Genomic DNA, 22,426 nt, shown 5'->3' on the forward strand with positions numbered 1-22,426 from the left:
CCACAAACAAGAATTCAGGACTTCGCCTAAAAAACAAAGTATACCGAAGGAATTCAACGAATAACCTAAATTTGTCGGCAAAAATTGGATTTTATCGAATAATCTGAATATTTACAATATTTTAATAATGGGCTATAGTAAGAGCAGGCCCACTTGAAGGACAAGCCGCACAGACGGTACGGCACCCTGATAGGAGCCAGGATATTCTCAACTTAGGAAGGGGATAGTCCAATGGACCACGTTAGCGAAACATGCCCACTTTTACTTCAAAACGACGGAAGAAAAGGTGCGGGAACGGTCTATGTTCATGGGGCATGTGGGAATCCAACACGGTAAATGTGAATAGCGTTTATTCGAGGAAAGGATCCGTTTGAAAGTAAAGTCGTAATTTGCAACGTTAGTTGATTGATTGGAGTTGTGTAGGTACAATTGAATACCATTATTGATCCTTAGGGACCTCCGGTTATCATAGATAAGCGGGGGTCTCTATTTGCGTTCACTCCTACTTTGGCAGAGGCAGTCGAACCGTAAATGTGGTCTTCTCTTCCGGCGCACTGACGACGGAAATAGTTCCCTGATGCATTTCGGTAATTTTCTTCACGATAGACAGGCCAAGTCCATTACCGCCAGACGTTCGATTTCTGGATTTATCCGCTTTATAAAAACGTTCAAAAATATGCGCTTGTTCCTCCTCCGAAATGCCCGCCCCATTATTCGAAATTCGGATAATGACTTCTTCCCCGCTGCTTGTGAGATGAACGCCGATCGTTCCGCAATTAGGCGTGAATTTGATTGCGTTATGAATCAGATTGGTCCATACCTGGCTCAGCAGGTCCTCGTCAGCAACTAGTGTAATCTCTTCTAGTTCAACATCCATCTCTATGTCTTTATCCAGCCACTGCGGTTCGCAGGCCAGAATATGATTGCGAATTTGCTTATCCAGCCGGTAACTTTTGGGCTCAAATGGGTGGTGCTGCGATTCTAACGAAGAAAGCTTCAATAAGTTATCGCTAAGCTTGGATAGCCGTGTACTCTCAGCTTCAATGATTTCTAGATAATGTTTACGCTCCGCAGGTGTAATCTGGTCATTCTGTAGAGCGCGCGAGAAGCCGCTAATCGAGGTCAGTGGCGACTGTATTTCGTGGGATACGTTGGAGATGAATTCCTGCCTCATTTTCTCTAATTGCCCTAATTCAACGGCCATGTTGTTGATCGAATCCACCAGCTCCACGAAAGGACCACCATGCGGATTATTATCGACGGACACGTTGAAATTCCCTCTAGACATACTTTGAATCGCCTGAACCATCGTTTTAAAGAAGAGCATTTGCTTACTGCGGAAAAACCTGCCTAGAAAGGACATGGTTATTCCCCAAAGAAACATGCCGCCGAGCGAGTTGATCAATTGGACAACGACCTCTGAAGGGCGCTTGTTAATCGTCGTATACAGCCATTCTGTTCCGTAAAAGGCTCCCAACCAATAAAGAATAATAAGCAAAAAAATGCTTACAGCAGTCAAAAAGCCTTGTACCCGCTGAGCTTTTGTCATTTTGCTTTTCACTAACCTTTTTCGCTTCTTGATTCTCATGTTCGCAGCACCTCCATCCGATAACCTAACCCGCGGATTGTTGCGATCCGAAAAGCATGCCTCTCCTCGGGAAACCGCTCACGGAGCCGATTAATGTGCACATCTACGGTGCGTTCGTTACCTTCGTAATCGAAACCCCAAATCTGTTCAATCAACTGGTCACGTGAGAAGGTTTTGCCTGGGTAGCTCGCCAACTTATAGAGTAGCTCGAATTCTTTGAGCGGTAAGGTGACGCTCTCAGAGCCTACGGTTACTTCGTAGGTTTTGCGGTTCATGCTCAAGTCGCCAACCTGAACCGTTTGGGACGAAGCAATTTTGTAACGCTTCAGCAGCGCCTTCACTCGCATCGCCAGCTCCACAGGCTCGAATGGCTTGACGAGGTAATCGTCGGTACCCAGCTCGAAGCCTTTGACTTTCTGAGAGGTTTCGCCTTTGGCGGTGAGCATGAGCAGAGGGATATCGTAATGCTCCCTCAGCTCTTTGCACAGCTCCCACCCGTCCATATTCGGCATCATGATATCCATGATCACCATGTCGACTTGGACGATTTCGAGTTGTTTGAGCGCATCAGCGCCGTCCGAGGCTTCGATGACATCGAAGCCTTCTTTCAGCATGAAGACGCGGACCAGCTCACGTATATAAGGATCATCATCTACGATCATAATGGGTGCCATATGGTAGCCTCACTTTTTAAGTCTTGTTTCCTTTTATTAAATCTAGATTCATTCTTTATTCCTTCTAGCATACAACAGCAATCAGATTTAGACGAATTCAGATTGCTGCAGCACCGATTCTTTATTCGGTCGTACATCGCTATCCATAGGCTTTGTCTCTTGCGGCAGCATCCTTGCCTTACCTAAGAAGAATGCAATGATAACTCCGGCAAAAACAATGAGACTTCCTGCCAAGAAGATACCGCTCAAGCCATGAACAAACACCTGCTGCAGCTCTGTCAAAATGTCGGCAGGCAGCTTCGCTCGCGCATTCGCATCCAGCAGCAGCTGTGGATTGGCGAATTGTTTAAGCTGCTCCGCAGGGATTTGGCGGAACTTTTCGCCCATACCGGAAAGGCCTTCTGCCATTCGATTCGTCATCATGACCCCCATGATGCTCACCCCCACCGTTGCCCCGATGGAACGGAAAAATTGTACTAGCGATGTTACGATACCGCGACTAGTTGCCCCAACTTCACCTTGCACCGCAATGTTTAGTGTTGGCATAATAAGACCCATACCCAGCCCAGCCACGATCATATAGAGAATGATGAAGAGCTTAGAAGTACCTGCATCCATGGTCGACATGAAGCTGAAACCGATACCTATGAGAATCATCCCCGTACCTATTAGGGTGCGATAGGAAACCTTGCTCGATATCCTTCCGCCAATAATGGCTGATGCCACTACGGATAACATGAGAGGTGTCAAGATATAACCAGCAATCGATGGGCTAACACCGATGACGCCCTGTACGAATAAAGGAATGTAAGTAATCGCCCCGAACATCCCTACACTCATCAAAACAGCAATCATACTGGTGACGGAAATGACTTTATTTTTGAACAAATGTAAGGGGATCATTGGCTCTTTGGCTTTGGATTCAACCCAGAGGAACAGACCCAGGAGAATGGCACACGCTGAGAAAAGACCGATAATTTGTGGAGAGCCCCACGCATAATGCAGGCTTCCCGCTGCCTCCGGATCGCCCCCTAGGACCAGACCGAGCAAACCCGAAACAATGGCTCCGCTTAATGTAAGTGCACCTAACCAATCTATGGAGCGTTTCTCGTTGGTACGGCTTTCTTTAAGTGCTGAACCGATAATCACCATCGCTGCGATACCAAACGGAAGATTCACATAGAAAATCCAGTTCCAGTTCAAATGTTCCACGATAAAGCCGCCAATCGCTGGCCCAATAATGCTGGATAAAGCCATGACACCGCCGAACAAACCTTGCATTTTCCCACGTTTCTCAACTGGCATAATATCGCCAATAATCGTCATGGCTATCGGCATTAATGCACCGGCGCCAATACCCTGCAGTCCGCGGTAGATGATCAACTCCGTCATGTTCGTCGCCAGCCCGCAAAGCGCAGAGCCTATTACGAAGATACCAATCCCTACGAGGTAAACACGCTTCCTACCATACAGATCCGCCAATTTCCCAAAGATGGGCATACTCGTCGTCGAGGTTAACATGTAGATGGAGAATACCCAGCTGTACATCGCAATCCCGCCAAGATCTCGAATAACCGTTGGCATCGCCGTCGAGATGATCGTCTGATCCAGGGCTCCCAGCAGCATTCCGAGCATTAGCCCTACTATAATCCACGCTACTTTCTTTGGTTCACTACTCATTAATGATCGCTCCTTTGCCATTTCCTTCGAATGAAATTAGCATAAGGGACATTTATAAACTGAATTTAAACCCGGGAGGGCGTTTTAATATGTAAAGGCTTTTATTGGAAAAAAATTTGTGATACATTTTTGGGAAAAGGAACGATTTGGGGGTAATACCTATATGGCCAATCCTACATTTGCAGATTTCAAAACGCTTTCCACAAGTGACGCAGAAATAGCTTTTCAACATGCAGTCCTAACCGAGGGATACTCCGGGTTCCGCCGACTGTTAGATGGCATAACGGAGGAGATCAAAACAGCTGGAGATGCTGACATCGAAGGCATTGAGTTGACCATCGCCAAAGCAAGCCGTCTGTTCCCTGAGCCAGTTAACTTCAGCCCCTCGTGGGAATGCATTTGGCCTGAACTTCATGCTACCCTAGCAGCGAAAAAGCATGTCTTATCTACCATAACGGAAGCAGACCGCAAAGGCGAGTGGCAGGTTATTATGGATAACCCTCAAGTCGTGCAAGAGGTTGTTTGCTACCCTGGTCTGGAATTCCATGACGCCGCCTATCTGTACGCCTATTTCCGGCCTCAATTGGAAAAGTCCGAATATATCCGGCTACAGAAGATTCAAACGGTTATTCAAGAGGTTGGCGGTTGATCTAGCCATCAGGAGGAATATCATGATAATCATGATTAATGGTGCTTTTGGAGCAGGAAAGACGTCAGCCGCCAATGGACTGCTTCCTTTCGTTCCAAACAGCATGATTTTTGACCCGGAAGAGATTGGTTATATGCTTAGAAAGCTAGTTGCTGTAGAGCATCGACTTGCCCATGAGCGAACGGATGATTTTCAAGATTTGGAGATGTGGAAGGTTCTCACGGTCAAGCCCGCCGCGGAGTTGAAATCGACGTACAACAAGCATCTCATCGTGCCGATGACGATTTATAAACGTCAAAATTTCGACTATATCTATGATGGATTCAAAGCAATAGACAAGAATGTCATTCATTTCTGCCTTAGCGCTTCCGCAGAGACGCTGCATAGACGCATAACCAAGCGTGGCGATGAGCCGGGGGGATGGACATTTCAGCAAGTGGACAAGTGTGTGGCCGCCTTACAGGACCCTGTTTTTGAGGATCATATTAGGACGGATGAATTGGAAACGGAAGATATCATTCACCTTATTTTAAAGAAAATATCCTAACCGTACTTAATGGGACTTTATCTCAGTCGTCACTTATCTTTCCGTGCTCTCAACAGGAACCATTCCACAACAATAAGATTGACAAGCAAACCGATCCAGATGTTTATTTCTAAAATGTCAGCGACCATTTGCTCACGACCGCCCGCGGGAAGATGGAACCCCTGCATAGCGAGATACAGCAAAATACAAATCGGGACAACCAATCTTGCTGAAGTGGCGACGAGTGTAATGGCGTAGCTGCGAATCATCCAGACACGATGCTCGTCAAATTGCTTTTTGACAGCGTATCGGAAGCCTTTCCATGTTGTAAATAGCCAAAGTAGACTCAGTGCTAGAAATGCCATTGCCTTCGTAAAGCTTTCGATGTACAAGGTCATAACGAGTCCCAAGAGACCGCCAATCATCACGCTGATGACATATACGCGGCCCAAAGCCCTATGCCATGCCGGATGGTTGGTCCGGAAGCGCCTATGAAATTGAAACAAACCACTAACAAGCGCAACGAACGCGAATCCAATATGGAGAACAAGTACTGTATAGTGTAGGGAAAATGCCGTATTTAGCTTGACTCGACTGTCTGCCGGATTCAAGGTGACATAGGGAAAAATCGCGGCAATCGCCACGCCTATGATGATGACACACAAGAAAATTCCTAGTTTTTTACTCATATATAGCCCCCGTTTAAGTTCATCACTCCTTCTGCTATCTTACATCTCTAGTCTAAAACCCTGCTAAATGAATCCTTAAATAAATCTAAACTCGTTACTTTTATTTCAACTTAGACTTCATCCATTCGCACCAGACCAAGTCTGCATCTACTTTCAGCGTTGCTTTCTGGAACAGCACATAAAGCCCGAATAACGGGTCATGGATCTCCAGTTCCTCGAGCGGTTTGGCACTTTCCTGTTTAATTCGTTCATAAGATTGTGTAAACCGCTCTTTCTTCTTCTGGTAGTAGATCTCACGCTCATGAAGCACTTTCAGCGCTTGCTCTTTGTCTACAAGGCCAATGCAGAAAACCTTCAATGACAACTCATCCCTTACCACTGGCTCATCTGTAGGCTGCGCAATCCAATGTTGGAGTGCTTCCCGGCCTTTATCCGTTAAGGAATACACCTTTTTATCCGGTTTATCCGACTGAGGAACATGCACAAATTCAACGTACCCCTTCTGTTCTAATTGAGCGAGGAGAGGGTAGATTTGACTATGCTTCGCTTGCCAAAATGGTTGAATGTTCTGTGTTAATTCATAGCCCGTTCGGGAATTTCTGGTTAAAAGGCTTAGTAAGCCATATGAAAGGGTATTCATAGCCTCTCCTTCGTTATGTCATTATTGACATATCCATTCATTTGGTAGTATGATAATTTTCATTCAAATTATAGAGAATACTACGGATAAGATCAATGGATAGAGTGGAGGCATTACTTTGAGTAAAGATGAGTTACAGCAGGTTCGTTTTTGGCCGATCATGATTGCTATTTTCTTCGGGTCGTTCGTTGCGATCCTGAGTATGAGTACGATTAATATTGCGATACCGATTTTAAGTGATCATTTTCATTCTGATTTAAGCAAAATTCAATGGACGATTACGGGCTTCATGCTCGCTAGCGGTACGATCGCCCCCATTACAGGCTATTTGGGTGAGCGGTTCAGCTATAAACTTCTGTATGCCACGGCACTCGCGGGCTTTACGCTCTTTTCCTTTTTATGCGCGGTCGCTTGGGACGCTCCTTCTCTCATTGCCTTCCGTATTGCGCAAGGCGCCTTCAGCGGACTCATCATGCCGGCGACCATGACCATTGTGTACCAAGTGATACCGCGGGATAAACAGCCGATTGCGATCTCCCTTTGGTCCTTGTCTGCCATGATGGCTCCTGCGATTGGGCCTACCTTAGCTGGATGGCTTTTGCAAAATTGGAGCTGGCATTGGTTGTTCCTCATGAATGTACCTGTCGGTGTTATTGCGATTCTTCTCGTATTTAAATTGATTCCGTATTATCGTCTTTCTGTACCGAAAAAGTTTGATTTGCTTGGCTTATTAACGGTCATCGTAAGCAGTCTTTCCTTACTCGTCGCTTTCTCTCAAGGTCATGCTTGGGGCTGGACGTCAGGTAAAGTGATTGGATTGTTTGCGACCGGTATTCTCGTTCTTCTGCTCTTCATCTGGAGAGAACTGCGCGTAGAAACACCGCTGCTGAATATTCGCGTATTATCTAATTCACGTTATACACTAACACTAATTATTTCTAGTATTGTCACGATTAGTTTGTACTCTGGCACTTTTTTGACTCCAATATTCCTGCAAAATATACAGCACGTGACGCCGCTTGATACTGGCTTAATCCTGCTTCCTGCCTCACTTGTGATGGCATTAAGCATGCCGATTGTGGGTAAACTATATAGTATTGTAGGTCCGCGCATTCTCATTTTCATCGGTATTTCCTTAATCGCTATTGGGACATTAACCCTTAGCTGGCTAAGTGTTGATGTATCTCGCGGTTATATCGTGTTCTGGATGATCGTTCGGAACCTCGGGATCGCCTTTGCCACTATGCCATCAAGCAACGCTGGGATGGAGCTAATTCCGAGAACGTTGTCTGGTCATGCGACTTCGATCAGCAACTGGGTACGCAACGTGTTCGGCTCCTTTGCTATTGCCCTGTTCACTTCTGTCCTTTCCACTCAAACAGCTACGCATGCCAAGGATTTGGCCAGCAGCGGTTTGAAGGATAAGGTTGTGATCGGGATGCAGTCATTCACAATGAGTGTAAACGATGTTTACTTGCTAGCCACTTTCATCGTGCTAGCCGCGCTGCCGCTCAGCTTGTTCATTGGCAAGCAGAAAGCTCCGACGGAGAAAGCTAACACTGCTCCGGCTCCCGTCGTCAAAACAGCTGAGTAAGAAGACCAGCGGCCAACACAGGCTGCCTAGTCACACATTGAATAAACCTACTGCATGCAACATGCATCAGTAGGTTTTTTTGTGTTAACTATACTCAGCAATCCCTCAGCTAGGCCTCAGATTCTTTTCAGGATAAGCCTCTATACTTACACCCATACCAACAATTTTGGAAAAGGTGGGTTTCACATGAAAAGAACACGTCAACTGCATTTATGGATTGGCCTGATTTGCTCGGTTTTTATTTTGATCCAATCGATTACGGGGCTTCTCTTGTCCGAGAAGTGGCTGACAGGCTCAGGTGGAGCAGAAATGCGTCCTCCTGGGGCTATGACTCAAGGCATGACCAATGGAAATAGTACTGGAGCAGCTCCATCCAATCAATCCTCCAATTCGATGACGCCTTCTACCGCGGGCGATCAAGGAACATCTGGAGCTACGCAGAGAGATAGACCTGCATTTAACGGCCCCGGCCCCGGCCCCGGTCAGGATGGAGCTAACAGTTTGACAGGTTTCATCAAGGGACTCCATGAGGAGAAAATCGGGAACACCAATGTGAAATGGCTTGTCGACATAGCGGCGATTAGTATGATCTTCCTGACGATTACGGGCATTATTTTATCGATCAAGACGCTTCGAGCTCAAGGTATTTCAAGGAAGAAGCGTCGGACCTTAGAAGCCTAATTGTACATTTCAATAGAAAAAAGCGTTACGAACATGCGGCTGCTGCCACTAATGTCCGTAACGCTTTTATTTTATGATTTATCGACGTAGTTATTCATCACTAACATGGCTGCGCCTACAACGATCGATTTGCTCTTCAATTCGGAAGTCAGGATTTTAAACGTGTCGCGAAAAGGTTCCCAAACCACCTGCCCGCACTGTTCTTCGATTAAAGGCACAATCTCACTGTAGTTTTCCACCAAATCACCACATAAAATGACGGCATCGGGATTGTACATGCAGACGATATTGTTAATGGTTATGCCAATGTAAAGCGAAGTTCTGGAAATAATATCTTGGGCCCAGTTCTCTTCGTTGTGCGCCGCTGCAAACAGCTGCTGGATATCGGCAGTCTCCTTGATTCGGTTTGCTTCATGCAGAATAGCCGACTCGTCGATATACGTTTGCAGACATCCTCTTTTGCCGCATTCGCACATGTTGCCGTTCGGATCCAGCGTGGTATGTCCTAACTCCCCGGCACTGTTGGAACCCCCGCGAAAAATGTCGCCATCAATAATCAAAGAGGAACCGACTCCAGTGCCTAACTCAATCAACGCTGTCTTTCTCGATCCTTGTGCGGAGCCTAGCAAATACTCCGCAAGGATTTTTACTTTCAAGTCATTGTCAATGACCGTAAGAATATGCAGCTTGTCCTGGATAAATTGGGCGAAAGGGATATTTCGCCAACCCAATGTCGACGAATATTGGACGATTCCCCGTTCATGATCGATCACACCGGGCACGCCTATGCCGATGCCAATGATTTTCGACTTGTCGAGATTTTTATGCGCAATCATCAAATTAATCGTTTCGGAAATGATGGCGGCTGTAGCTTCAGGAGTTGTTTGCAAAGCGATATGATCAACTCGCTCCTCATGAAGAAGTTCGCCGCTGAATTCCATGACTCCGAACTTAATCGCCTTTTTACCGATGTCCACCCCAATGGTATAAACCGCTTGAGGATCGATATCTAACATAATCGCCTTCCGTCCAACGCCTACCGAGGTCAACGCGGTCTCCCTCACCAATCCTTGTTCACATAACTCAGCTACGATGCGCCCAACAGATGTAGGACTGAGCTTCGTGATTTTGGTGATTTCCGCACGGGAGATGGGCCGACGCTTTTTAATGATTTCCAAAATCATCTGCTTATTATGCAGTCTGATCACATCTTGGTCATGTTTCTCAATTTTCTTCATTGACTTAGATTCCTCTTCTTTATTCCACCCATGTTAATAAACTCATGTTATCAAGCTACTACACCGCAGTCAACCATTAGCAGCATGATCCAAGCCTATATTTTTTATATCCCTCATTTTTTCCGTATCGATCTCATTTAACGGATTGTCATCCACTCGTACCCCTCTACCGAAATGAATCTCGTTCACACCTGTCGCTTGCAGGAATGAGGGAATTGAACTTACCGTCAAGCCGCTTCCGGCCAAAATTTGCAGGTGAGAATACTCCGCCTTTTTGACAAGCTGTCTGATTTCTTCTTGCGCATCAAGCACGTTTGGCTTTCCTCCGGATGTGAGCACCCGGTCAATTTGGCTATATGACAGAAGTTCCTCTAGAGCCATCTCCAGATTGCTTACTTCGTCAAATGCACGATGAAACGTCACGGACAACCCTTCCGCCTCATCTAACAATCGGCGCAGCGTCTCGTGATCAATCCTGCGGTCTGCGGTAAGCGCCCCAAGCACAATACCATGAGCACCAATCCGTTTCACTGTCTGTATATCTTTCATCATAACGCCCAGATCTCTCTGGTCATAGCAAAAAGATTGACTATGCGGGCGAATCATCACTTGAACAGGGATGTTCGTGCTGTGCACAACCTCCTCAATTAAGCCGTAGCTAGGCGTTAACCCACCCTCTAGAATCCCCGTTATGAGTTCGATACGATCTGCACCGCTCTGTTCGGCCAATAAAGCATCCCTCACGGTAGTTGCAATAACTTCCAGCAGCATAATTCTGCCACCTTCCCAATTGATGTCATTATCCTTTGACTGCACCTTCTGTCAGACCTGATACAATGTATTTTTGGGCAAAAGCAAACATAATCACAACCGGAATCAGGGATAAAATACCCGCTGCGCTCATTTGGCCCCAGTTAATATCAAATTTTTGCACAAAACTGCTTAGTCCTACCGGGACTGTTTTGGTGCTTTCGCTATTCGTAAACATAACTCCGAAAAACAAGTCATTCCACGCGCCTGTAAATGCGAATACAAGGGTAGCAACAATTCCCGGCCGCATAATCGGCAGAATAATTTTGATCATCGTTTGAAACTTGTTACACCCATCAATAAGAGCCGCTTCCTCAAGTGAGACGGGAATTCTTTGAAAGAAACTGGACATCGTCAGTAAACAAAAAGGTATGTTCATGGCCGTATAAGTAATAATCAACGAAGGCAGCTTATTTAACAAGTGCAACTGGCTGAATGAAATGAAAAGCGGGACTAGAATGACCATCACAGGAATCATTTGAGTAGCTAAAAAGGATATTAGAAATAGCTTCTTGCCTCGAAATGAATGTCTGGCCATACTATAGCCGCCTAGAATGGATACTATCAACACCAGGATGGAACTGCTCATACTTACAATAAAACTGTTCATAAAATAATGCGGAAAGCTAGAATTCTGGAAAGTGTCTATATAGTTCGAAAACGTTAAATTTTTGGGCCAAAGCGTTAGCTTCCCGCTATAAATTTCTTGTCTATCCTTTAACGAAGTGACCAACATCCAATAAAAAGGAAACAAAGCACCGATTAGGAACAAGGTTAACGCAATGACTCTAGAAACTGTCGGGGTTGCATTTCGAACATAGGAGACCATTAGAAATCACCTGCATCATCATATTTAGTCGTTTTCAAGAAAATTAACGTATATAGAATAAGAATCGCCAGCATCATAATGCCCAAAGCGGAGGCTTGCCCATAGTCCGTCGTATAAAAGATTTTATTAAATATATAGGAAGGCAAGTTATGAGAAGTATTCGCTGGACCCCCATTGGTCATGATGTAGATCAAATCGGCTGAATTGAATACCCAAATCACTCGGAGCAGCAAGGTAATAATAATCGTAGGTTTGATATAAGGAATCGTAACCTTAAACAGTTTGGTCATTCGGCCTGCCCCATCCATATCAGCAGATTCATAGATGTCTTTAGGTACATTTTGTAGAGCAGCAAGAATCATAATCCCGAAAAAAGGCACTCCATACCAAACCATAGCCATGATGACTGGGAAAATAGAGACATGTGGAATAGCCAAAAAGGGGATGCCTTTTTCCAGAATTCCGAGTTTCACCAATAAGTAATTAATAAGCCCATTCTGTTCATTAAACAACCATTTGAAAATCATCCCGATTAAAAAAGCAGACACGGCCCAAGGCAGGAAAACAATAGATTGGTAGATGTTTTTCCCTTTAAACTGCTTATTTAGCGCTAGTGCCAACATAAAGCCAAGAACGAATTGCAAACCGACCGTTAAGATGACCCAAAGAACAGAATTGCCTAATATTTGAAGGAGATTCTTATCAACCAGCAAAGATTTAAAGTTTTCAAAACCTGAAAAGTGGATATTACCCGGTTCAAATAAGACATAATGCATAAATGCAAGCTTAAGTCCCGAAAGTAATGGATAAGCAAAAAAAGCTAGAATTATTAGAACAGCAGGAGCGATTAATAAATAGGGCTCGAATGATTTCCATCGAATTGCTTTCAGCATGCTTTCTCTCCCCGCCTTTTCAATACTTAGAATAGATAACCGGGGATTCATCCGTGTCCCCGGTTATCTGCTTTCTTTTTTATGGATTTTCCTTCATATAAGCTTGTTGTTCTTTCGTCAGAAAATCTGCAAGATGCTTAACAGTATCCTCGAGCGATTGCGCTTTTGTCAAATATTTTTGCGTTTCTTCCACGGCAAACGTTCCCGTGAATTGACCAAGCTTCGCTAAATGGCTCGGAGGGCCTGCAAACACAATGTTGGAATCCGCCATGGATCCCGCGTACCCAGCAATAGGACCTTTGCTGAAGAACGGATCTTTCAGGTTATCTTTATAAATAGGAATCGTAGAATTTTTGATGCTGTATGCTAGGTTATTCTCAGGAGAGCTCAAGAATTCGATTAACTTCCAAGAAGCCTCTTTGTTTTGCGATTTGGAAGACATGGCGTAAGCAGCTGTGTAACCCCAGAAAATATACCGTTTTCCGTCATCGGCTTTCGGCATTGGAACGACATTCCATGTGCCTTCTTTCATATTTTTCTGAGCAGTAATAATAACTTCAGGCGTTTGATTTAAAATAGCTGTTTGCCCGTTTAAGAACCCTTGAACCATTTCGTTGAAGCCCCAATTGACAGACTCTTTAGGAGCATTCCCGTTTAAGTAAACATCATAAAATTTCTTAAAGGCCGCTTGTGCTTCTGGTTTATACAAAATCGATTTGCCATCCTTATCAAACCAACTGTCAGAGTGAACCGCCGCCATCACATATTCCATTGCGCGAATAACACCGTTGGCTCCTCCCCTAAAGGAAATACCGTATCTATTTTTCGCGGAGTCTGTGAATTTTTGCGCTAGAGTAAAGTAATCATCCCATGTCGCGATGTTTTCGGGCATATTCAGTTCTTTAAACCAATCGCTTCTAATAAATAAGCCTTGCAGCAAGAATCCATCTGGAATCGCATAGACATTGCCTTTGAATTTGTTTCTCGCTTGCTTGGTTGCTTCCGTTAAATTATTTAATTGATCCCATTTGTCGTAAAAGGGTTGCAAGTTCTCGATATAACCAGCTGAAGCCATCGCTACTAAGGAAGTATCATCAATACTCAATACGTCAGGAAGAATGCCAGCAGCACCCATGGTCATCCATTTCTTATTCGCATCATCCCAAGGTACAGAGGTATATTCAACTTCGATATTCGGGTTTTTCTCTTGAAATTGTTTCAAAAGCCCCTGCATAAGCGCTGTTCTTTCCGGGCTTGGAAGCGGATCGAGATACGAGATCTTCGCTTTCTTGCCTGTGGCTTCTTTGGCACCTGCGGTTGCAGTGGCTTTTGCCGCTTCATTCTGCCCGCCATTCGTAGAGCAGCCTGCTAAGGCAAAAGTAAGTGCAAGACTGGTACATAAGGCTAGAATCGTAGCTTTTTTCTTCATTTTATAACCCCTCCTATAATTTGATCTATGTTATAAAATCTTGCTGAAGATAGTTTCCTCAACAACATTTAGTAACTAAGCCTGGGTTTTTACACCGTTTCTAAAATAAACACCGCTTTGTTCATTCCGATTATCTTACGATTATCGTTCGTAATGTCAGTTGGCGTGAGTTGATACATACGGTCAATTGTCTCTTGGTTACTATAACCAATCTGCTCAAGGATGGATGCCGTAATGAGGGGCCACTCGTCCTCAGAACCGTCCATCACTTTAAGCGCGAAACCTAGCTTTTCTTGTTTCAATCCAAAGCAGTACACGCCTTTCGCTCCGCCCTTAGCGACAATATTGGAATCCATAAGTAAACTGGAGCAGATTCGGTCTGAACCTGCAATCATTTCATAATGCTCGTTCATTAGAGCGGTTATTCGAATCACGGCTGCTCTAATCTCAAGATCTTCAATCACCTCGGGACAGGCAAGCTTCATGAAGGCAGTGGCTAAATGCTTAAGCGGAATAGCAAACACTGGAAAACCGCAACCGTCCGTACCTAAGTGGATCTGTTCTCTAGGACATTCGGATAAGTAAGCGAGCGTGTCTACGATCTCAATTTGAGCGGGATGATCAGGTTCAAAGTAGCCTTCCGTCGGATATCCCATTGTTTTGCACAAAGCAAGAATGCCCAGATGCTTCCCAGAGCAATTATGATATATCGAACGTTTAGGCTTCTGTGCTCGAAGCATGGCTTCTGAAGCAGGCACACTTAAGGGGTAAGTGGGGTGACAGACAAGCGCTTCCTCTCCCACTCCAATTTTGGTAAGCATGGATTCCAACGCTTCAACATGGAAGGTCTCTGCACGATGAGACCCAATCATAATCGCCGTTTCCTTATCAGAAAGCCCAAACTTTCTATCCGCTCCATGCCGAATGACAGGAATAGCTTGAAATGGTTTTCCGGATGACCTTAAATATGTTAATGATTCTACATCCCCTACTGCGTACTTAACAGCACCCGAGATGGAGACTCCGCAAATATGCCCGCTATGCACGCATTCCAACGCACCTCCACGATACTCTTCAACTAATTTTTTATCCATTTCGTCTTCCCCTCTTTTGCGTTAAATTTCATGGTCTACTATTGTTGCGAGGCCAATTATTCCATACATGTTATTAATTATCGGAATAAAACAACGGAATAATCATATTACTAGAAGAAATCGATTGATAAGACGGCATTAACCCGGTATTCATCTTTTATTTATTCCAGTGATGTTAATAATTAAATATTAACAACACACCTATCTGTTGTCAAACATTTTTTAAATTTCTGTTAAGTAAACTAACAGGTAGCGCTTTCGTAGTAAAGTTTCATAGAATAGGGGAGGATTATAAAATCAACTCATGTTAACTAAGTTGACTCCAATGTTAATAAGAGTAGACCTAGTTTACGAAATTGATTTAAATCAACCAGAATTCTTGCTATATTAGAAGTAGAAACCCGGTGTAACCTATTACCACCGTTTCAATTTACTTCAAAGAGGATGAGAACATGCGGTGGATTCCCTTTATTGCATCCCTACCAATCATTTTCCTGCTAGGGGCTGACTCCCCTTCAGAAACCCGCAGTCCAGATATAGAATTACTGCAATTCCGATCGCAAATTACTTCAAACATGGAGCCAATTAACGCTTCTCTTCAGGGTGCAGACCAATTTGAGGTCGCTTGGAGATTGCAGGACTCTTCTCCTCAAAAGCTATTTATCACTAATGACAGCACGGCCTATTACCAGTCCGATAGTCAGTGGAAATCTGTCCTTCCAAGCGGAGAACGGCTGCCGGTTAAGCAAAGCGCTAAGCTTCCCGAGGCCGCGAAACCGCTGATTTCGCTAAATTTGAAAGCAACCGAGCGCAGCTTGACCTTGCTCGAAGATCAGAAAGAACTCTGGACCTACTCCCTTCCTGAGACCAATCAGATTCGTCCAAGCTCTCTCCAATATGATGCTGCCGAGCATATCTATTTTCAGGATAACACCGGCAGTTGGTATTCGCTTGACCGTAACGGCAAAGAGCGCTACAAGCTGCTTCTGCAAGCTCAAGATAACCAGCTGGTGTGCAAGGCTGCACCTTCAGGAGACGCTTTTTGCACGTCACCAAGCCTCGGCATTCTTGCCGTTCGCGAAAAAATAAACGCCCCTCGCCTCATCATAGATGGCAAGGAGCGCTTTTTTCCACAACGTCCTGAAATTATTAACGATCGCACATTCGTTCCTCTTCGTTCTATCTTCGAGGCTATGAATGCAAAGGTAGTCTGGAATCAGGATACTCAAACTGTTACTGCCGTAAAAGGAAGTCGAACAATCAGCCTAACACTGGATAGTGAGAAGGCACTGCTAAACGGCAAGAAGATTCAACTGGATGCTCCTCCGGTCCTCTATCAGGGAAGCACGTACGTACCGCTGCGCTTCGTTGGAGAAGCGCTTGGTGCGACCGTGATCTGGGAGAATGCGACTCGGACCATCCAGATTATCAACTAAGCGAGGCAGCGGCCTTATAAAGTTATTGTGCATAGTCTCCTGTGTAGTTAATAAGAGACACATCCTGCACCCCTTCAATTCTAGAGAGCTCATTCACAAAAGCCGTATTATCATCCCGCAGACGCATCTCTAGAGTCAACTCCGTGAAGTTTTTACGGACCGTTTTCGATTTCACTTGATAATTCATTTGTCTTAACCTTGTGCGCAGCTCTCCTATGGATTCGTCTGTATGACGTATAATCAATAGGTAGGGCTGTTCTCTTATTTTACGCCTGGACAGGAACAGAAGAGCTGCCCCCACAGCGACAGAGCCTAGCAGCGAAACCGGGTAGAGCTTTGCACCAGTTGCAATACCCACCGAAATCGCCCAGAACATGTAGACGATATCTAGCGGATCTTTCACCGCAGTTCGGAACCTTACAATACTGAGTGCTCCGACCATACCGAGCGATAATACAATGTTCGTGCTGATGGTCATAATAATAAGAGTCGTAATCATACTCATCAGCACAAAAGTAACGTTGTAGTTGTAACTGTAGACAACACCACGGAACGTTTTACGATAAATATAATAAATGAACATGCCAATTCCAAATGAAACGGCAAGCCCTAGCAATATATCGATGTATGAAATATTGCGGAATGCCTCCAAATGAATAATGCTTTTTTTGACGACATCCTGAAAATTGAGCGAATCCCCCATTGTGTCTCCCCCTTTCCCATCGAACTGTTATGGTCTAAAATGCCGATAGCCTACCTCACGGCAGATGACGTACTTGGAAATACTGGAACGGTTATGCGTATCCGGACGGACTATGAGTCGAATCGCTTCTGGAAGAAAGTCGTTGTACTTAATCTCCATGATAGTCTTAGTTGAATCGAGTGCTTCCGACACGGCCAAATTCGGATCAAATAAATCATTTGTATTAATGCCTGCCGATAACATTTTATCAAATGTGATGCGGACATCGCCTAACTCATACACATAGGCCTCACGCACATAATCCACAATGACTGCTGGCTGGTACCCGCCTTGCAGAGATGTGTAGAAATCCTTAAGCAGCGGAACGTTATACTCTAACAAAAACGATACATCCCCCATTAATATCCGATCATACTCTTCTCTGCTCAGCTGAGCGGCTTCTTTGCTCACATAATCCCCGTATTTGCTTTTTCTCTCCAGCTTGATCGTCCGATCACTGCCATTATAAATGCGAATGCGAAATTTTTGCCGATCGAAGATGCCGTTCACTTTATCATAAAGCGAATGATTATGGGGCCCGTCGAAGTACAAGCTGCGGATGCCATACCCATCCTTGTCATCGGAATTGCCATCCAACTGAAGCATCGCAGAAAGCCGCTGCCGCAGCGTAACATATTCGTAAGGGTGAATATAATATTTCAGCTCGTGCCGCAGTTTTTTTCCGAGAAATTCCACCTTCACTCCACCTTTATAGCCTTGATACCGTAGTATGGTTTATCATCCGACTCGTACACATCAAAAGCGATTTGCTGATGTCCTTTCCCATCATGAACGATAACCTTCCAGTAATATTCTCCTGGTTTCAGATTATCTAGCTGAAGGCTGGTTTCCTTCATTTTTTGTCGTTGGTCTACAATCTGTGTAAATGAGGGGTCTTTTGCAAGTGTCCAATCGTATGTCAGATCGTCCCCTTGCAAATCAAAGGACGGGTCCCATTCAAATCGATATTTACCATTCTCACGAGTTAAATCTCCCAAGTAAAAAGGCTTCGGCTTCTCCACATCCTCTTTAAAACGCTCAAGGGAACGAAGCGGAACTCCCGCAATCCTTTTATACTCATCATCCAACTTGTTCAGTTGAATCGGCAGGAAGTTAATATCCGGCGCCTTGGACATGAACGGCTCAATAACTCCACGATAAGTTTGCAAGCGCTTAGCCACAGTATCATTGTTGATAGATGCATAAAGCTCATCGATTTTATCTTTTAGCAATTGGACATTCTTTTCACTTCGGAAAAACCGGTTGTCAATCACACTTTGCCAATAATTGCTGATTCCTTCATTACTCGGACCTATGGTTCCCAAACCGCGTTGAAGCTCCCATCCACCGTCATAGTCCCAAGGGAGGAAGTACCATTTTTTCGAATTCAAAGGTGAGTATAGATAAAAATTTTGAGCGTCTGTATCCATGTTGTCCATCAGGATATTTGATGCAAGGAACGTTAAGTAATTGTCCAGATCAAAATGTTTGGCAACCACCTCGTCAATAGGCATCGTCAAATTGTTCACATCATCGAGCATGGCCAGAAGTTTATCATGATCCTCGTATCCGTCAATTTCCAAATGCTTCTCAAATGCCGCTTTATCGTACGTAGGGTCAGACATCGACTTGAGTTCATTCGGATAGCGGAAAAATTCAAACATTACTGCTTTATACAATTGTCCGTTCGGGTCCAGCCAGTGACTTTTCAAAAACTTTTCGTTTGGCTGTTCAACATGGGTAAACAAACCATTATCCTCAAAAGTTTTTCCCGCCCCGTTTCCTTCTGATAAATCCTTGACGTAAAGATGAACGAATTGGGTCCTAAGGCTTGTAAAATTGGGAAGCGTCTCAAAAATATCAAAGCTTAATTTATTGCGAATTCTGGCGTAATCGTAAATGTGTTTATTCAGGTTCAACGTCCGCTGGTCATGCCACAATCCGGCTTGATCTTCCAAGCGGATTTTATAGGAGCGTTGTGCTGCATAACGAGCCGTATTCCCACGCAAACTGACTTTCCCATTGCTTTCTACAGCCCCGAATCCGAACATGCCAGATTTAGGACCACTTCCATCAGGTGCACCTTCTTGGATGATGACTTTTAGATTCCCCTCATCCATTCGGCTGCTGATCCGGTTCATCGCATACCAGGTGAGCGGATTCTCTTTACCGCTTTTATCCGGTAGTATCGTTAAGTACATCGTATCTACGGAAGTATCATTGTCCTGCTCGTAGATGCGCTTATCCTCTACCAGCTTACCATTGGACGCAATCGGAGCTGCAACAGGCGGCGCGGCCTGTACTGCCGATGTTGATTCCTTCGTCTTGTCATCAGAGCAGGCAGTTAGAAAAACTGCAGCGATTACCATTAGCATTGTAACGGCTGTGGATTTGCCCCTGAGTCGCCTCCAAAAAGGAACCTTCTTTTGAACCGTAATAGGTTGTGCACAAAATGTATAGTAATCAATATTTCTTACATACATGATAAGACGGGTTAACGCACACACCAGCGTGACGAAGGCTGCTATGAAAATGCCAAAACCATGATATTCAGCATTCATAGACCAGTATGTGAATCCTGCATTTAATACAACGAATAAACTGCTTACAGCAAGAACACCTCTCCGATCGTCAAAATACAGCATGATGAGCATAATGATAAAGGCCATGATGAACACGAAGTAACCCAAAACGAGAATGTTGAACGTATATATCTGTGCCATTGAAAACCCGAGCATGGGCAGCAGCTTAATGCCCAATGCAAGGAACACGACGGTAAACAACAGCTGCACCTCCATCATAAAGCTGACCTCCTGCATCAAAGTTCGCTGCATATCCCATTTGGCACGTGTAATCTCAAGCAGTGTGCCTCCATTCAAGATTTTATCATAGTAACCGCGGAATTTGTCATAAAAAGTCGTTTCTACAGAAACAACAAAAGTAACAAGTGTTGGGATTACCGTCAAATATGCGTAAAAGACTGGCAAATCGTAGAACGGAGAAATGATATAACGCCCTGCAATGATTTCGTTATAAGGACCAAACCAATAGACGAAGCTGTGCACGTACACGCCTGAATAAAAAAATGTGCCGATAAAAAACAAAGAGGGATATTTACGGAAATAGGCGAAAAAGTCAAAATAAACACGGCTGGATTTCTTTGGGAACTTTTGTTCAAAATGATAGGCTGTCAGCAGCACGATGAGCATAAAACCGATATCCATCATCGTAAGTACAGCAGTGGCACTTTTATATGGGGTATACTTCAGAAGCAGCCAGGAGCCAGCTATGGCAATGACAACACCGAAACAAAAGTTGCGCACGATTCTTTTGTAATCCTTAAGCGCAGATAAATGTACCGACTGCAGCCAGATAATAATCAATTCAGAAAAGAACAGATAAGCGGCGGCTTTATAACCAATTCCGGCGGATACTTTTCGGAGAAATAACCACGCAACTAGCGATCCTACTGGCAATGCAGCTGCAATCGCTCCGTAATAGGAGGAAAGCAAGTGCTCGAATTTTTTTAGATAGATCATATCTGAGATATAGCGGGTGACAATCATGGATAACCCCCCGGTAATCAGAACGGAGAAAATAAAGCAATAGACGACGGTCGCGAGGAAAAGCTGGCGCTCCAAGTAAGGGGAGCCTGCCGAGATCATGAACCTCTGCATAAAAACAATGGTGCCCATGCACAAAATCATTGGTCCCACTGTCGTCATCGATGAATAGGCGTACGCTCTGAAACTGCTTAACAGCCCTTGCTGGCCAAACAGCCTCCTTAGTTCGAATCCTATACCCGCCATGTATTCACCTCCTTATATGATCCATACAGGCTTTGATAGCTTTCAATAAACTGCTTCCTTGTATAATATTTTCCAGCCCGCTCCAGACCATTTCTCCCCATTTCTTCACGCAGCTTTTTATTCTTGCAAAGCTTGATAAGGGCTGTAGCCATCTGGTCGTAATGCATCACGGGAACAATCAACCCCGCTGGGCCAATGCCGTCATCCATCCCTTGAAGCAGCTCACGGCAGCTGCCCACATCCGTAGCGACAAAGGGCTTGGAGCTAGCCATTCCTTCCAGAATTGCGAGTGGCATTCCTTCACTTACACTTGAAAGCACCATGACATCCATTCGACCTAAATATTCCTTAATCCGCACTTCACCCGTGAAAATAATTCCTTCCACTTGCAGCGTCTCTACAAGCTGCTGACACTCTGTCAGGTATTCCTCATCCTCTTCGGATGGTCCCATGATATATAGTTCAGCATGCGGTACATCCCGCTTTACAAGCGCAAAGCTTTGAATCATTGTCTTGATATCTTTGATCGGTACGACGCGCACGATTGCGCCAATACGCACGATAGAATCGTCCGGTTGTTTCTCTTGTATAACTTCTTCATAGTCTGCAAGATTGACCCCGTTAGGGATAATTTTAATTTTATCCGGGCTGCAGCCTAGCTCAATTTCAATCTCACGATTTCGGTTAAATAAGGTAATAACCTCATTCGCACTTTCATAAGAGCATTCCGACAAGCGATAGAAGTAATCAATCCATAGATCTTTAAAATACCCTTTTACCCAACCCGCCTTAATAATCTCCTCTTCGCGCTCGCGTGAGTAAATCCCATGCTCGGTCAACAGATAGGGTTTATTGTAAAGATGCTTGCCGAGTGCGCCTATTACACCCGCATAACCCGTGGAGACACTGTGATAGAGATCGGCTTTCGGAATATCATGACGAATGGATAAGAACAACGGAAGCACCATTGAGCGTACAGTCCAGAACATTTCCGTAAAGGGGATTTGGGGATACCGCTCCTTACACAGCTCCACCAACAAATCAAAATAATCCTTGCTCATGAGAAAATCAGCAGCTACACGAAACTGCTTCGTACGCAGCAGATTGAAAATGCCACCCCAGTCCATGTGACCGGCCCCCCCAAGCAAGGCACGAAACGACTCCTGCTCGCTTGCCGTCAACCGGAAACGATGACCCCATTCTCCCTCTTCCCGCATGTAGGCATCCAAAAATATTTCCTTCACCTCTACGACATTGGACGGCAGCTTATATTTAAATTGCCCTCGCTGCTTCTCGAAGGCGCCGATGGTGAATATCACAAATTCGTGCTCCGGTATATTCGTAATCAGGGAATGAATCCAACTCGAGACTCCCCCCGTCACGTAAGGATAGGAGCCCTCAGCGATAATACAGATACGCATACTC

The 22,426-nt window shown here is 44.7% G+C and carries 20 protein-coding genes; 5 read left to right on the forward strand and 15 right to left on the reverse strand.

What is annotated here, in order from left to right; translation table 11 throughout:
* Nucleotides 1-502: 502 nt before the first annotated feature.
* The 3 genes from NYR53_RS33205 to NYR53_RS33215 all read right to left on the reverse strand — a co-directional run bounded on the left by NYR53_RS33205 (nt 503) and on the right by NYR53_RS33215 (nt 3,942).
* Entirely contained in the window at nt 503-1,588 is a 1,086-nt protein-coding gene (locus NYR53_RS33205) for a HAMP domain-containing sensor histidine kinase (RefSeq protein ID WP_437180114.1), read from the reverse strand.
* Complete coding sequence (locus NYR53_RS33210) at nt 1,585-2,262, reverse strand: response regulator transcription factor (RefSeq protein ID WP_261303210.1); 678 nt, start codon at nt 2,260-2,262, stop codon at nt 1,585-1,587. Before NYR53_RS33210 ends, NYR53_RS33205 begins: the two co-directional genes overlap by 4 nt.
* Nucleotides 2,263-2,349: 87 nt before the next feature.
* Entirely contained in the window at nt 2,350-3,942 is a 1,593-nt protein-coding gene (locus NYR53_RS33215) for an MDR family MFS transporter (protein WP_261303211.1), read from the reverse strand.
* 163 nt (nt 3,943-4,105) lie between these two features.
* Here NYR53_RS33215 and NYR53_RS33220 point away from each other — a divergent pair, with 163 nt between their 5' ends.
* Nucleotides 4,106-4,591 carry a hypothetical protein gene (locus NYR53_RS33220; RefSeq protein WP_261303212.1) on the forward strand — a complete coding sequence of 162 codons (486 nt, stop codon included), beginning with the start codon at nt 4,106-4,108 and terminating at the stop codon, nt 4,589-4,591.
* Between the two features lie 22 nt (nt 4,592-4,613).
* A complete protein-coding gene (locus NYR53_RS33225) occupies nt 4,614-5,138 on the forward strand; it encodes an AAA family ATPase (protein WP_261303213.1) in 525 nt (174 codons plus the stop codon).
* Nucleotides 5,139-5,167: 29 nt separating this feature from the next.
* Here NYR53_RS33225 and NYR53_RS33230 read toward each other — a convergent pair whose 3' ends face one another.
* Together NYR53_RS33230 and NYR53_RS33235 are read right to left on the reverse strand one after the other, a co-directional pair.
* Nucleotides 5,168-5,806, reverse strand: coding sequence for a DUF2306 domain-containing protein (locus tag NYR53_RS33230; RefSeq protein WP_261303214.1), 639 nt, complete (start codon nt 5,804-5,806; stop codon nt 5,168-5,170).
* A gap of 100 nt (nt 5,807-5,906) precedes the next feature.
* The gene (locus NYR53_RS33235) at nt 5,907-6,446 is read right to left on the reverse strand and encodes a PadR family transcriptional regulator (RefSeq protein WP_261303215.1); all 540 of its coding nucleotides are present in this window, start codon (nt 6,444-6,446) and stop codon (nt 5,907-5,909) included.
* Between the two features lie 118 nt (nt 6,447-6,564).
* On the opposite strand from NYR53_RS33235, the gene NYR53_RS33240 reads away from it, so the two are divergent.
* Nucleotides 6,565-8,040 carry a DHA2 family efflux MFS transporter permease subunit gene (locus NYR53_RS33240; RefSeq protein ID WP_261303216.1) on the forward strand — a complete coding sequence of 492 codons (1,476 nt, stop codon included), beginning with the start codon at nt 6,565-6,567 and terminating at the stop codon, nt 8,038-8,040.
* A gap of 186 nt (nt 8,041-8,226) precedes the next feature.
* Entirely contained in the window at nt 8,227-8,721 is a 495-nt protein-coding gene (locus NYR53_RS33245) for a PepSY-associated TM helix domain-containing protein (protein ID WP_261303217.1), read from the forward strand.
* Between the two features lie 71 nt (nt 8,722-8,792).
* On the opposite strand, the gene NYR53_RS33250 is transcribed toward NYR53_RS33245, so the two are convergent.
* From NYR53_RS33250 to NYR53_RS33275, 6 genes are all read right to left on the reverse strand, one after another.
* Nucleotides 8,793-9,959, reverse strand: a complete 1,167-nt coding sequence (locus NYR53_RS33250; protein ID WP_261303218.1) for an ROK family transcriptional regulator — start codon at nt 9,957-9,959, stop codon at nt 8,793-8,795.
* A 69-nt stretch (nt 9,960-10,028) separates the two neighbouring features.
* A complete protein-coding gene (locus NYR53_RS33255) occupies nt 10,029-10,730 on the reverse strand; it encodes a copper homeostasis protein CutC (RefSeq protein WP_261303219.1) in 702 nt (233 codons plus the stop codon).
* A 28-nt stretch (nt 10,731-10,758) separates the two neighbouring features.
* The gene (locus NYR53_RS33260) at nt 10,759-11,379 is read right to left on the reverse strand and encodes a carbohydrate ABC transporter permease (RefSeq protein ID WP_261303220.1); all 621 of its coding nucleotides are present in this window, start codon (nt 11,377-11,379) and stop codon (nt 10,759-10,761) included.
* Nucleotides 11,380-11,597: 218 nt separating this feature from the next.
* Nucleotides 11,598-12,491 carry a carbohydrate ABC transporter permease gene (locus tag NYR53_RS33265; RefSeq protein ID WP_261303221.1) on the reverse strand — a complete coding sequence of 298 codons (894 nt, stop codon included), beginning with the start codon at nt 12,489-12,491 and terminating at the stop codon, nt 11,598-11,600.
* Nucleotides 12,492-12,570: 79 nt separating this feature from the next.
* On the reverse strand, nt 12,571-13,920 hold the full coding sequence (locus NYR53_RS33270; protein ID WP_261303222.1) for an ABC transporter substrate-binding protein: 1,350 nt from the start codon (nt 13,918-13,920) through the stop codon (nt 12,571-12,573).
* Between the two features lie 89 nt (nt 13,921-14,009).
* Complete coding sequence (locus NYR53_RS33275; protein WP_261303223.1) at nt 14,010-15,014, reverse strand: asparaginase; 1,005 nt, start codon at nt 15,012-15,014, stop codon at nt 14,010-14,012.
* A 575-nt stretch (nt 15,015-15,589) separates the two neighbouring features.
* Between NYR53_RS33275 and NYR53_RS33280 the strand changes: the two genes are divergently transcribed.
* The gene (locus NYR53_RS33280) at nt 15,590-16,450 is read left to right on the forward strand and encodes a copper amine oxidase N-terminal domain-containing protein (protein WP_261303224.1); all 861 of its coding nucleotides are present in this window, start codon (nt 15,590-15,592) and stop codon (nt 16,448-16,450) included.
* A gap of 22 nt (nt 16,451-16,472) precedes the next feature.
* On the opposite strand, the gene NYR53_RS33285 is transcribed toward NYR53_RS33280, so the two are convergent.
* The 4 genes from NYR53_RS33285 to pelF are packed head-to-tail and all read right to left on the reverse strand — an operon-like array spanning nt 16,473 to nt 22,422.
* The gene (locus NYR53_RS33285) at nt 16,473-17,153 is read right to left on the reverse strand and encodes a DUF4956 domain-containing protein (protein WP_261303225.1); all 681 of its coding nucleotides are present in this window, start codon (nt 17,151-17,153) and stop codon (nt 16,473-16,475) included.
* Nucleotides 17,154-17,180: 27 nt separating this feature from the next.
* The gene (locus NYR53_RS33290) at nt 17,181-17,888 is read right to left on the reverse strand and encodes a polyphosphate polymerase domain-containing protein (RefSeq protein WP_261303226.1); all 708 of its coding nucleotides are present in this window, start codon (nt 17,886-17,888) and stop codon (nt 17,181-17,183) included.
* Between the two features lie 2 nt (nt 17,889-17,890).
* Complete coding sequence (gene pelG, locus NYR53_RS33295; RefSeq protein WP_261303227.1) at nt 17,891-21,001, reverse strand: exopolysaccharide Pel transporter PelG; 3,111 nt, start codon at nt 20,999-21,001, stop codon at nt 17,891-17,893.
* Nucleotides 20,989-22,422, reverse strand: a complete 1,434-nt coding sequence (gene pelF, locus NYR53_RS33300; protein WP_261303228.1) for a GT4 family glycosyltransferase PelF — start codon at nt 22,420-22,422, stop codon at nt 20,989-20,991. The genes pelG and pelF overlap by 13 nt, the downstream gene beginning before the upstream one ends.
* Between the last annotated feature and the right edge of the window lie 4 nt (nt 22,423-22,426).

The organism is Paenibacillus andongensis (assembly GCF_025369935.1).
In the GTDB taxonomy this organism is placed as follows: Bacteria; Bacillota; Bacilli; order Paenibacillales; family NBRC-103111; genus Paenibacillus_E; species Paenibacillus_E andongensis.

Excerpts from the sequence above, each read along its gene's own strand:
- NYR53_RS33215 (WP_261303211.1), bottom strand. The coding sequence starts at position 3,942 with ATGAGTAGTGAACCAAAGAAAGTAGCGTGGATTATAGTAGGGCTAATG.
- NYR53_RS33205 (WP_437180114.1), bottom strand. The coding sequence starts at position 1,588 with ATGAGAATCAAGAAGCGAAAAAGGTTAGTGAAAAGCAAAATGACAAAA.
- NYR53_RS33265 (WP_261303221.1), bottom strand. The coding sequence starts at position 12,491 with ATGCTGAAAGCAATTCGATGGAAATCATTCGAGCCCTATTTATTAATC.
- NYR53_RS33280 (WP_261303224.1), top strand. The coding sequence starts at position 15,590 with ATGGAGCCAATTAACGCTTCTCTTCAGGGTGCAGACCAATTTGAGGTC.
- NYR53_RS33245 (WP_261303217.1), top strand. The coding sequence starts at position 8,227 with ATGAAAAGAACACGTCAACTGCATTTATGGATTGGCCTGATTTGCTCG.
- NYR53_RS33255 (WP_261303219.1), bottom strand. The coding sequence starts at position 10,730 with ATGCTGCTGGAAGTTATTGCAACTACCGTGAGGGATGCTTTATTGGCC.
- NYR53_RS33220 (WP_261303212.1), top strand. The coding sequence starts at position 4,106 with ATGGCCAATCCTACATTTGCAGATTTCAAAACGCTTTCCACAAGTGAC.
- NYR53_RS33230 (WP_261303214.1), bottom strand. The coding sequence starts at position 5,806 with ATGAGTAAAAAACTAGGAATTTTCTTGTGTGTCATCATCATAGGCGTG.
- NYR53_RS33210 (WP_261303210.1), bottom strand. The coding sequence starts at position 2,262 with ATGGCACCCATTATGATCGTAGATGATGATCCTTATATACGTGAGCTG.
- NYR53_RS33270 (WP_261303222.1), bottom strand. The coding sequence starts at position 13,920 with ATGAAGAAAAAAGCTACGATTCTAGCCTTATGTACCAGTCTTGCACTT.
- NYR53_RS33260 (WP_261303220.1), bottom strand. The coding sequence starts at position 11,379 with ATGAACAGTTTTATTGTAAGTATGAGCAGTTCCATCCTGGTGTTGATA.
- NYR53_RS33275 (WP_261303223.1), bottom strand. The coding sequence starts at position 15,014 with ATGGATAAAAAATTAGTTGAAGAGTATCGTGGAGGTGCGTTGGAATGC.
- NYR53_RS33235 (WP_261303215.1), bottom strand. The coding sequence starts at position 6,446 with ATGAATACCCTTTCATATGGCTTACTAAGCCTTTTAACCAGAAATTCC.
- pelG (WP_261303227.1), bottom strand. The coding sequence starts at position 21,001 with ATGGCGGGTATAGGATTCGAACTAAGGAGGCTGTTTGGCCAGCAAGGG.
- pelF (WP_261303228.1), bottom strand. The coding sequence starts at position 22,422 with ATGCGTATCTGTATTATCGCTGAGGGCTCCTATCCTTACGTGACGGGG.
- NYR53_RS33225 (WP_261303213.1), top strand. The coding sequence starts at position 4,614 with ATGATAATCATGATTAATGGTGCTTTTGGAGCAGGAAAGACGTCAGCC.
- NYR53_RS33285 (WP_261303225.1), bottom strand. The coding sequence starts at position 17,153 with ATGGGGGATTCGCTCAATTTTCAGGATGTCGTCAAAAAAAGCATTATT.
- NYR53_RS33250 (WP_261303218.1), bottom strand. The coding sequence starts at position 9,959 with ATGAAGAAAATTGAGAAACATGACCAAGATGTGATCAGACTGCATAAT.